This is a genomic window from Bacillus sp. HMSC036E02, assembly GCF_001836235.1.
In the GTDB taxonomy this organism is placed as follows: Bacteria; Bacillota; Bacilli; order Bacillales; family Bacillaceae_G; genus Bacillus_A; species Bacillus_A cereus.
In genome coordinates this window covers 27,761-38,465 of record NZ_KV827880.1, presented here as the reverse complement: position 1 = coordinate 38,465, position 10,705 = coordinate 27,761, and the positions used below count along the sequence as shown (strand labels likewise).

The window sequence follows — 10,705 nt, the reverse complement described above, 5'->3', positions numbered from 1 at the left end:
ACCAATTGCGGCGCAGCAAGGGATTGGCTTTAAACTTGCGGATATGGCAACAGATGTAGAAGCAGCACGCCTTTTAACATATCAAGCGGCTTGGCTTGAATCAGAAGGGCTTCCGTATGGAAAAGAATCAGCGATGTCAAAAGTATTTGCAGGAGATACAGCGATGAAGGTGACGACTGAAGCGGTGCAAGTATTTGGTGGTTACGGTTATACGAAAGATTATCCAGTAGAGCGTTATATGCGAGATGCAAAGATTACACAAATATATGAAGGAACACAAGAGATTCAGAGGCTTGTAATTTCTCGTATGTTAACGAAGTAGGAACGAAAGCGTAGGTATTTTCCTACGCTTTTTCCTTCCAAAAAATAATAGAGAGAGGTGAAGGGAATGGTTAAACATAATGTGCATGCATCGGTGAAAGATGAAAAATTAGTTGCGTTAAGACGTGAACAAATGATTAAAGGTGCGGTGCAACTGTTTAAACAAAAAGGATTTCCGCGTACAACAACGAGAGAAATTGCAAAAGCGGCTGGATTTAGTATTGGAACGCTTTATGAATACATTCGTACAAAAGACGATGTTTTGTATTTAGTTTGTGATAGTATATATGAACATGTAAAAGAAAGATTAGAGGAAGTAGTGTGTACAGAAAAAGGGAGTATAGAAAGTTTAAAGATAGCGATAACGAATTACTTTAAAGTGATGGACGAATTACAGGAAGAAGTATTAATAATGTATCAAGAGGTACGCTTTTTACCGAAAGAATCACTCCCATATGTATTAGAAAAGGAGTTTCAAATGGTAGGAATGTTCGAGAATATTTTAGAACAGTGTACGGAAAATGGAACATTTACATTAAATAAAAAAGAAATACAGCTTCTTGCGCATAATATTTTTATACAAGGACAGATGTGGGGATTTAGACGCTGGGCGCTGCAAAAACTGTATACGCTCGAAGAATATACAGAAATGCAAATTAGGTATGTATTGCAAGGGGCCCATATGCTTCCGAAATAAGGAACAGACAAATTATAATTTTACTACCCTATAAAAGTTTCCCGTTTTTTTTGTAGCATATTTGTGCGACTTTTGTTTATAATGAATAGTATGGATTTTTTTAAGCAGGCCGTTATATATAAGGTTATATTTGATGAAAGGAAGTGCCGCATAAGTGGATTTTAAGCAATATTCACCAGAAGAGCTAAAAGAATGTTCAATGATTGAAGTTGTACATAGCGTTTTAGGGGATAAAAAACAAGCAACGACATTCAACGAGTTGGTTCAAGAAATCGCTCAAGTGCTGGGACTATCTCAAGAGCAAGTTAATGCGAAAATCGCACAATTTTATACAGACTTAAACATCGATGGACGTTTCATTAATTTAGGAGAAAATCGTTGGGGGCTACGCAGCTGGTACCCATATGAGCAAATTGATGAAGAAATCTTGCCTCAACCAAAACCGAAGAAGAAACGTAAAGTTGAAGAAGACGGTTTTGACGACTACATTGAAGAAGATGAAGACTTCGACGATGCAGACATAACTGAAGATGAAGATGATGATGTAGAAGATTTGGACAAGGTTCTTGAAGAAGAAGACGGAGATGACGACGATCTTGATGATTTAGACGAAGATGACGACGACTTCGCTGAAGAAGAACTTGAGTATGATGAAACTGAAGAAGAAGAAGAGGAAGAACTGTAGTTCTTGACTTTTCATTATCGTCCATGTAGAATCATTTTTGGGCTCTTTAAAAAAGGACGATAATACTTTTAAAGTGTAAATATAAAAGAAAATTGCTCCCTACTTATTACTTTTTGTGATGAGGGGAGCAATTTTCTTTTTTGTTTTTTGTTTAGAAAATAAAAAGAGTCTAACAATAAGATGGATACAGTGTTATCTACATACGTTGCGCTTTGCAACGGTGATTATATAACAACAGAGTAGAAGGGAGCTTTTTCATGACTAAGTATATTTTTGTAACAGGCGGTGTAGTATCGTCTTTAGGAAAAGGTATTACAGCAGCATCTCTTGGAAGACTTTTAAAAAATCGTGGTTTAAACGTAACGATTCAAAAGTTTGATCCATACATTAACGTAGACCCAGGGACTATGAGCCCATACCAACACGGTGAGGTATTCGTAACAGATGATGGCGCTGAAACTGACTTAGACCTTGGTCACTATGAGCGTTTCATCGACATTAACTTAAACAAATACAGCAACGTAACAACAGGTAAAATTTACTCTTCAGTTCTTCAAAAAGAGCGTCGCGGTGAATATTTAGGAGGAACAGTTCAAGTTATTCCTCACATTACTAACGAAATTAAAGAGCGCGTATATCGTTCTGGCCGTGAAACAAATGCGGATGTTGTTATTACAGAAATCGGTGGAACTGTTGGTGATATCGAGTCTCTACCATTCTTAGAAGCAATCCGTCAAATTAAGAGCGACATCGGTCGTGACAATGTAATGTACATTCACTGTACGTTAATCCCATACTTAAAAGCAGCGGGTGAAATGAAGACAAAACCAACACAACATAGTGTTAAAGAACTTCGTAGCTTAGGTATTCAACCAAACATTATCGTTGTTCGTACAGAAATGCCTGTTTCTCAAGATATGAAAGACAAGCTTGCATTATTCTGTGACATCGATACAAAAGCAGTTATCGAAGCTCGCGATGCAGATACTTTATATGCGGTTCCATTATCTCTTCAAGAACAAAACATGGACCAAATCGTTTGTGATCACTTAAAATTAGACAATCCAGCTGCAGATATGACAGAGTGGACTGCGCTAGTTAACAAAGTACGTAATCTTTCTAAGAAAACAAAAATCGCTCTTGTTGGTAAATATGTAGAACTTCAAGATGCTTATATTTCTGTTGTAGAAGCACTTCGTCATGCTGGTTACTCATTCGACACAGATGTAGAAGTAAAATGGGTAAATGCTGAGCATGTAACAGCAGAAAACGTAAAAGAATTAGTTGGCGATACAGATGGTATCCTTGTACCAGGTGGCTTCGGCGATCGTGGTGTAGAAGGTAAAATCGTTGCGATTCAATATGCTCGTGAAAACAAAGTTCCATTCTTAGGAATTTGCTTAGGTATGCAACTTGCATCAATCGAATTCGCACGTAATGTATTAGGTTTAGAAGGTGCTAACTCTTCTGAAATCAACCCTGACACACCATATGCAATCATCGACTTATTACCAGAACAAAAAGATGTAGAGGACCTAGGTGGTACACTTCGTCTTGGTCTATACCCATGTAAGCTTGCTGAAGAAACAAATGCTTACAATGCTTATAATGAGCCGGTTGTATATGAGCGTCATCGTCATCGTTATGAGTTCAACAATCAGTTCCGTCCGGATATGGAAAAAGAAGGATTTGTATTCTCTGGTACAAGCCCAGACGGCCGTCTAGTTGAAATCATTGAATTAAAAGACCACCCTTGGTTCGTGGCAGCACAGTTCCACCCAGAACTTGTTTCTCGTCCAAACCGTCCACAACCATTGTTCCATGACTTCGTAAGAGCTTCTATTACGAATAAAGAGAGCAAGTAATAAAAAAAGCGCCTGAAATAAGGCGCTTTTTTTAATATTCATTTAACATTTCATCGATTGTAAATTTGATTCCGTGATAAGCAAATAAAGCTACTATTAAACTTGGGAATCCGTAGCGATTACCTTCATCGTCTGGAATAAGACCTTTTAACAGTTTTGTATCAATATGTACGTCTGTATATCGTTCGAGTGATTCCGTACCTTCTTGAAGAGCAGAAATGCCGACAATAGAGTGTCCATCTGCTTGTAGTCTTTTTGCTATTGCTACAACTTCTTCATCTGTTGAAAAACGGCTAATAAGAAGTACACGATCTGCAGAAGTTACTTCTACTTCTTTACCATTTTCAAATAATCGTTTTGCTTGCTTCATTGGTTCAGCACCGAATAGTGCTTCAGCAACGACACCCTCCATTTCATTTGTACCATGTAAATAAATGAAACCTTCGCCAATTAATGCTTGAGCAAGTAGACGGGCGCTATCTTCTATATTCATTTCCTCTTTTTGAGAAACTCTGGAGAAATAACCACTTAATTGAGTTGAAAAAATTTTTAACATAATGTTACTCCCTTCGTACGTGTTTACCGGCTTTCATTATAGTGTATTTTTTTAGAAAGGTGAAATTGAATGGTGGCATAACAAAATAGGAAACGGTAAAATAAGAAAGAATAGGAAGGAATTTGCCAAAGAATAGCGAAAATTAATCGTTAAGATATAAGAAGCTTTAAATCTTGTACTTACACAGAAAGGTTGGGAGTTATGGAAGGGAAAATTTTAATCGTTGATGATCAATATGGCATTCGTGTGTTATTACATGAAGTGTTCCAAAAAGAAGGTTATCAGACATTCCAAGCAGCAAATGGATTTCAAGCTTTAGATATCGTGAAAAAAGATAATCCAGATTTAGTTGTGTTAGATATGAAGATTCCAGGTATGGATGGTATAGAGATTTTAAAGCATGTAAAAGAAATTGATGAGAGTATTAAAGTAATTTTAATGACTGCTTATGGAGAGCTTGATATGATCCAAGAAGCAAAAGATTTAGGTGCTTTAATGCATTTTGCTAAACCATTTGATATTGATGAAATTCGTCAAGCTGTGAGAAATGAGCTCGCTGTAGAGGCGTAAAAATGAATTTTTTATAAAAAATATGGAAAAAAGCGTTTACATGGACTATTGTGCAGGTGAATACGGTTGAGTTTTTGAGTACAAGTTGTTATCCTATTGAGTGTAGAAAAAAGTCCGGTATGTATATATACATATTTTACCTTATTCTGGTCATACTACCAGCGATAAGAACTTATCGGATACAAAAAACGTTTTTTAGGAGGATTCACCATGCCTTTAGTTTCTATGAAAGAAATGCTAAACAAAGCACTAGAAGGAAAATACGCAGTTGGTCAATTCAACATGAACAACTTAGAGTGGACTCAAGCTATCTTAGCTGCTGCGGAAGAAGAAAAATCTCCTGTAATCCTAGGTGTATCTGAGGGTGCAGCTCGTCATATGACTGGTTTCAAAACAGTTGTAGCTATGGTTAAAGCTTTAATCGAAGAAATGAACATCACTGTTCCTGTAGCGATTCACCTTGATCATGGTTCAAGCTTCGAAAAATGTAAAGAAGCAATCGATGCAGGTTTCACATCTGTAATGATCGACGCTTCTCACCACCCATTCGAAGAAAACGTTGAAACTACTAAACAAGTAGTAGAATACGCACACGCTCGTAACGTATCTGTTGAAGCTGAGCTTGGAACAGTTGGCGGACAAGAAGACGACGTAATCGCTGAAGGCGTAATTTACGCTGACCCAGCAGAGTGTAAGCACCTTGTTGAAGCAACAGGTATCGATTGCCTAGCTCCAGCTTTAGGTTCTGTACACGGTCCTTACAAAGGTGAGCCTAACTTAGGATTCGCTGAAATGGAACAAGTTCGTGACTTCACTGGCGTACCTTTAGTATTACATGGTGGTACTGGTATCCCAACTGCTGATATCGAAAAAGCTATCTCTTTAGGTACTTCAAAAATCAACGTAAACACTGAGAACCAAATCGAGTTTACAAAAGCTGTTCGTGAAGTATTAAACAAAGACCAAGAAGTTTACGATCCTCGTAAATTTATCGGACCTGGCCGCGACGCTATCAAAGCAACTGTTATTGGTAAAATTCGCGAATTCGGTTCTAACGGTAAAGCGTAAGAATAAAATTCCGTTTTGGAAACCGTCTAGTCTTTTAGACGGTTTCCTTTCGTTGTATAATGAAAGCGTGAACAAGTCTAAAGATTTTATCATTTTTGTTTTTAAATAGAAAATAATGTGCATAGTCCTATTAATAAATGTGATAACGTATCTAAATTGATAAAGTGAATTCGATGAATAGTTGATCTTTATCTATTCGTGCTACAGGAGAAATGAAGATAATGGTTTCCTATTTATTGAGTTTTGGGATGGAAAGAGTAATTGAGATTCTTAAGGGGAGCTTTCTATAAAAAGATAGAAAGTAAATACATTCACAAGAAGGGAGCTCAATATGGAAAAATTGCTAATTGAAGGCGGAAGAGCTTTAAATGGAACAATTCGAGTAAGTGGTGCAAAGAACAGTGCCGTTGCATTAATTCCAGCGACAATTTTAGCAGATACTCCAGTAACTATTGGTGGTGTCCCTAATATTTCGGACGTGAAAATGTTAGGAGACTTACTAGAGGAAATTGGAGGGAAAGTAACTTATGGACAGGAGGAGGAGATGGTAGTCGATCCTTCTAACATGGTTGCAATGCCTTTGCCAAATGGAAAAGTGAAAAAATTGCGCGCTTCTTATTATTTAATGGGTGCAATGCTTGGCCGTTTTAAAAAAGCTGTTATTGGGCTTCCGGGTGGATGTCATTTAGGACCGAGGCCGATTGATCAGCATATTAAAGGGTTTGAAGCGCTAGGTGCACATGTTACGAATGAACAAGGTGCCATCTATTTAAGAGCAGATGAGCTACGCGGGGCACGTATTTATTTAGATGTTGTTAGTGTAGGAGCTACGATTAATATTATGCTAGCAGCTGTACGAGCAAAAGGTAGAACTGTTATTGAAAATGCAGCGAAAGAGCCCGAGATTATTGATGTAGCTACATTGTTAACAAGCATGGGGGCACGTATTAAAGGTGCTGGTACAGATGTAATCCGAATAGATGGTGTGGACTCTTTACATGGTTGTCACCATACTATCATCCCAGATCGTATTGAAGCTGGTACGTATATGATTCTAGGAGCTGCATCAGGAGGAGAAGTAACGGTTGATAATGTTATTCCTCAGCATTTAGAATCAGTTACTGCAAAGCTAAGAGAAGCTGGTGTTCAAGTTGAAACGAACGATGATCAAATTACGGTGAACGGTAATAGAAAGTTAAAAGTAGTTGATATCAAAACGCTTGTATATCCAGGTTTTCCAACGGATTTACAACAGCCGTTTACGACGCTTTTAACAAAGGCGCACGGGACGGGAGTTGTAACAGATACAATTTACGGTGCCCGTTTCAAACACATTGATGAATTACGTCGTATGAATGCTCAAATTAAAGTAGAGGGTCGTTCGGCAATTGTAACTGGTCCTGTATTATTGCAAGGTGCAAAAGTGAAGGCGAGTGATTTACGAGCGGGAGCGGCACTTGTTATTGCAGGATTAATGGCAGATGGAATTACAGAAGTAACAGGACTTGAGCATATTGATCGAGGTTATGAGAATATAGTGGACAAGCTTAAAGGGCTTGGAGCAAACATTTGGCGAGAACAAATGACAAAGCAAGAAATTGAAGAAATGAAGAACGCATAAGTGATACTTCCGCAAGGGGGAAGCGAAGCATCACTACTTGCGGAAGTACACTTTATAGAAAAACACGATTCACAAAATACGGCAGAAATATAAAGACTTAAAGGAGAGGGATTATCGTGGAAAGAAGTTTATCTATGGAGTTAGTACGTGTAACAGAGGCTGCAGCTTTATCATCAGCGCGTTGGATGGGGCGCGGGAAAAAGGATGAGGCAGACGGTGCAGCAACATCAGCTATGCGTGATGTATTTGATACAATTCCGATGAAAGGTACAGTTGTAATTGGTGAAGGTGAGATGGATGAAGCACCAATGCTATATATCGGAGAGAAATTAGGTACAGGATATGGACCACGTGTAGACGTTGCGGTTGATCCTTTAGAAGGGACAAACATCGTAGCAGCTGGTGGCTGGAATGCTCTTGCTGTTATTGCAATTGCAGACCACGGTAATTTGTTACATGCCCCTGACATGTACATGGATAAAATCGCGGTTGGCCCAGAAGCAGTTGGGGCGGTAGACATTGATGCGCCTATTATTGATAACTTACGTGCAGTTGCGAAAGCGAAAAATAAAGATATTGAAGATGTTGTAGCGACAGTTTTAAATCGTCCACGTCATCAAGAAATTATCGAAGAAATTCGTAAAGCTGGTGCGCGCATTAAATTGATTAATGATGGAGATGTAGCTGGAGCGATTAATACAGCGTTTGATCGTACAGGTGTAGATATTTTATTTGGATCTGGTGGAGCACCTGAAGGTGTATTAGCAGCAGTTGCTTTAAAATGTTTAGGTGGAGAAATTCACGGAAAACTATTGCCACAAAACGAAGCTGAATTAGCGCGTTGTAAAAAAATGGGTATAGAAGACATTAATCGTATCCTTCGTATGGAGGACTTAGTAAAAGGTGACGATGCAATCTTTGCAGCAACAGGCGTAACAGATGGAGAACTATTACGCGGTGTTCAATTTAAAGGTAGCGTAGGAACAACGCAATCCCTTGTTATGCGCGCAAAATCAGGCACAGTTCGCTTCGTAGATGGTCGTCATAGCTTGAATAAAAAACCAAACTTGGTTATTAAATAAAAAGCGTAAGCAGCTCGTTCAGAATGGGAGGGGGATGGAGCTTCTGACGTAGAGGCGCTTTTTGCCTCGTAGGAAGAAGTGAAGCCACCGACCATTCTAGCTGCTGAAGCTGGATTAAGTAAAAAGCGGAGGTGGCTTGCTCAGAAGGGGAAGGCATTGGAACTCCTGACGAAGAGGCGTTTTGTGCCTCGCAGGAAGGGGTGAAATGACTGACCATTCTAGCTGCTGAAGCTGGATTAAATAAAAAGTGCAAGCGGCTCGCTCAGAAAGGTTAAAATGGTCGACTTTTCTAACTATCGGAGCTGGAACTAAATTAAATAAGAAGCGAAGACGAATTTTCTTGTCTTCGCTTCTTGTATTTGTGTTCCAACGTATTGATTAAAACTAGATAAAAGGGTTACAATAGTGAATATTACCCTACTTGAACTTATTGCCTTTCATTATTAATTATTTGCCTTCCGTATTTTTTCCCTTTACCCATGAAAAAAGAGAATAACGTTAAAGTGTGGTGTCTGAATGAATTTGTCAATTGCAGCATTAGAAAACATGAAATTAAAAGAGTTATACGAGCTTGCGAAAGAATTTAAGATTTCGTATTATAGCAAGTTAACGAAAAAAGAGTTAATTTTTTCTATTTTGAAAGCTCGAGCAGAAAAAGAAGGTTTCTTTTTCATGGAAGGCGTATTAGAAATTATTCAATCAGAAGGATTTGGATTCCTACGTCCTATCAACTATTCTCCAAGCTCAGAAGATATTTATATCTCAGCTTCGCAAATTCGTCGTTTCGATTTACGTAATGGAGATAAGGTTTCTGGTAAAGTACGACCTCCGAAAGAAAATGAACGCTATTTTGGGTTATTACAAGTTGAAGCTGTAAACGGAGATGATCCAGATTCAGCAAAAGAGCGTGTGCATTTCCCTGCATTAACACCATTATACCCAGATCGCCAAATGAAATTGGAAACGGAACCTAAAAAGTTACCGACACGCATCATGGATTTAATCGCACCAGTTGGATTTGGACAACGTGGTTTAATTGTTGCGCCTCCAAAGGCTGGTAAAACAAGTCTATTAAAAGAAATCGCGCATAGTGTTACAACAAATCATCCGGAAGCAGAATTAATTGTACTTTTAATTGATGAGCGTCCAGAGGAAGTAACAGACATTGAACGTTCTGTTAAAGGAGATGTTGTAAGTTCTACTTTTGATGAAGTGCCAGAAAATCATATTAAAGTAGCTGAGCTTGTGTTAGAACGTGCGATGCGTCTTGTAGAGCACAAGAAAGATGTTATCATTTTAATGGATAGTATTACCCGTTTAGCTCGAGCTTACAACCTCGTTATTCCACCAAGTGGTAGAACATTATCAGGTGGTATCGATCCAGCTGCCTTTCATAGACCGAAGCGTTTCTTTGGAGCTGCGCGTAATATTGAAGAAGGCGGTAGCTTAACAATTTTAGCAACAGCCCTTGTTGATACAGGATCCCGTATGGACGATGTTATTTACGAGGAATTTAAAGGAACTGGAAATATGGAACTTCACTTAGATCGTTCATTAGCTGAACGTCGTATCTTCCCGGCGATCGATATTCGTCGTTCTGGTACACGTAAAGAAGATCTATTAATTCCAAAAGAACATTTAGACAAGTTATGGGGCATTCGTAAAACAATGCGTGATACACCAGACTTCGTTGAAAGTTTCTTACGTAAGCTTCGTCAAACGAAGACAAATGAAGAGTTTTTACAAAACATTGTTGCAGACTCAAAAAGGTATGTAACAACTAAGTAAAGGGAAAAAATCAGGACTCGCTTATTTTATAGTAAGCGAGTTTTTTATGCTGTTTAGGTGATATTAAAGAGAGAGATAAGTGAGAGAACCTTAGCCAGTCAGAGCTAAACGAGCCGTCTACACTTTTAAGTTAATATCCAGCTCCAGCGGTTAGAATCTCCGGTCATTTCACTCTCTCGCTCGAAGCAAAAAGCGCTTCAAGGTCGAGAGTTGAAAGTGCCCTGCGATTCTGAACGAGCCGTCTCCACTTTAAGATAATATCCAGTTCCGGTGGCTAGCTCTTCGCATCTAAGAACCTTCCGCCCGAAAGGTAAAAAGCACCTTTAGGGCGAAAGAACCTTAGCTGGTCAGAGCTGAGCGAGCCACCTCCACTTTAAATTTAATATCCAGCTCCAGCGGCTAGAATGGTCGGTGGCTTCGCGTCTTCCTACGAGGCAAAAAGCGCCTCTACG

9 protein-coding genes and 1 pseudogene are annotated in these 10,705 nt (G+C 38.8%); 9 read left to right on the top strand and 1 reads right to left on the bottom strand.

Features of this window, described 5'->3' with window-relative positions; translation table 11 throughout:
- The 4 genes and pseudogenes from acdA to pyrG form a co-directional block, all read left to right on the top strand.
- A pseudogene (gene acdA, locus HMPREF2590_RS26350) lies at window positions 1-322 on the top strand (acyl-CoA dehydrogenase AcdA); the annotation flags it as partial.
- Window positions 323-388: 66 nt separating this feature from the next.
- Window positions 389-1,018, top strand: coding sequence for a TetR/AcrR family transcriptional regulator (locus HMPREF2590_RS26345; protein ID WP_000238599.1), 630 nt, complete (start codon window positions 389-391; stop codon window positions 1,016-1,018).
- A gap of 154 nt (window positions 1,019-1,172) precedes the next feature.
- Window positions 1,173-1,703, top strand: a complete 531-nt coding sequence (gene rpoE / locus HMPREF2590_RS26340) for a DNA-directed RNA polymerase subunit delta (RefSeq protein WP_000346285.1) — start codon at window positions 1,173-1,175, stop codon at window positions 1,701-1,703.
- A 257-nt stretch (window positions 1,704-1,960) separates the two neighbouring features.
- On the top strand, window positions 1,961-3,568 hold the full coding sequence (pyrG, locus tag HMPREF2590_RS26335; RefSeq protein WP_000170460.1) for a CTP synthase: 1,608 nt from the start codon (window positions 1,961-1,963) through the stop codon (window positions 3,566-3,568).
- Window positions 3,569-3,599: 31 nt separating this feature from the next.
- Here pyrG and HMPREF2590_RS26330 read toward each other — a convergent pair whose 3' ends face one another.
- Entirely contained in the window at window positions 3,600-4,124 is a 525-nt protein-coding gene (locus HMPREF2590_RS26330) for a DUF2529 domain-containing protein (RefSeq protein WP_000912393.1), read from the bottom strand.
- Window positions 4,125-4,325: 201 nt separating this feature from the next.
- On the opposite strand from HMPREF2590_RS26330, the gene spo0F reads away from it, so the two are divergent.
- The 5 genes from spo0F (at window position 4,326) to rho (ending at window position 10,253) form a co-directional block, all read left to right on the top strand.
- Window positions 4,326-4,694: a sporulation initiation phosphotransferase Spo0F gene (gene spo0F / locus HMPREF2590_RS26325; protein WP_000398594.1), complete on the top strand. Its 369-nt coding sequence runs from the start codon at window positions 4,326-4,328 to the stop codon at window positions 4,692-4,694.
- 210 nt (window positions 4,695-4,904) lie between these two features.
- A complete protein-coding gene (locus tag HMPREF2590_RS26320) occupies window positions 4,905-5,762 on the top strand; it encodes a class II fructose-bisphosphate aldolase (protein WP_001131855.1) in 858 nt (285 codons plus the stop codon).
- Between the two features lie 331 nt (window positions 5,763-6,093).
- Window positions 6,094-7,383: a UDP-N-acetylglucosamine 1-carboxyvinyltransferase gene (gene murA, locus HMPREF2590_RS26315; RefSeq protein ID WP_000413254.1), complete on the top strand. Its 1,290-nt coding sequence runs from the start codon at window positions 6,094-6,096 to the stop codon at window positions 7,381-7,383.
- A 116-nt stretch (window positions 7,384-7,499) separates the two neighbouring features.
- Window positions 7,500-8,465 carry a class II fructose-bisphosphatase gene (gene glpX, locus HMPREF2590_RS26310; RefSeq protein ID WP_000442340.1) on the top strand — a complete coding sequence of 322 codons (966 nt, stop codon included), beginning with the start codon at window positions 7,500-7,502 and terminating at the stop codon, window positions 8,463-8,465.
- A 516-nt stretch (window positions 8,466-8,981) separates the two neighbouring features.
- The gene (gene rho / locus HMPREF2590_RS26300; RefSeq protein ID WP_001053903.1) at window positions 8,982-10,253 is read left to right on the top strand and encodes a transcription termination factor Rho; all 1,272 of its coding nucleotides are present in this window, start codon (window positions 8,982-8,984) and stop codon (window positions 10,251-10,253) included.
- Window positions 10,254-10,705: the final 452 nt, after the last annotated feature.

Bases quoted from the DNA above. Each gene is read 5' to 3' on its own strand.
- HMPREF2590_RS26345 (WP_000238599.1), top strand. From the start codon at position 389: ATGGTTAAACATAATGTGCATGCATCGGTGAAAGATGAAAAATTAGTT.
- pyrG (WP_000170460.1), top strand. From the start codon at position 1,961: ATGACTAAGTATATTTTTGTAACAGGCGGTGTAGTATCGTCTTTAGGA.
- HMPREF2590_RS26330 (WP_000912393.1), bottom strand. From the start codon at position 4,124: ATGTTAAAAATTTTTTCAACTCAATTAAGTGGTTATTTCTCCAGAGTT.
- spo0F (WP_000398594.1), top strand. From the start codon at position 4,326: ATGGAAGGGAAAATTTTAATCGTTGATGATCAATATGGCATTCGTGTG.
- HMPREF2590_RS26320 (WP_001131855.1), top strand. From the start codon at position 4,905: ATGCCTTTAGTTTCTATGAAAGAAATGCTAAACAAAGCACTAGAAGGA.
- murA (WP_000413254.1), top strand. From the start codon at position 6,094: ATGGAAAAATTGCTAATTGAAGGCGGAAGAGCTTTAAATGGAACAATT.
- rho (WP_001053903.1), top strand. From the start codon at position 8,982: ATGAATTTGTCAATTGCAGCATTAGAAAACATGAAATTAAAAGAGTTA.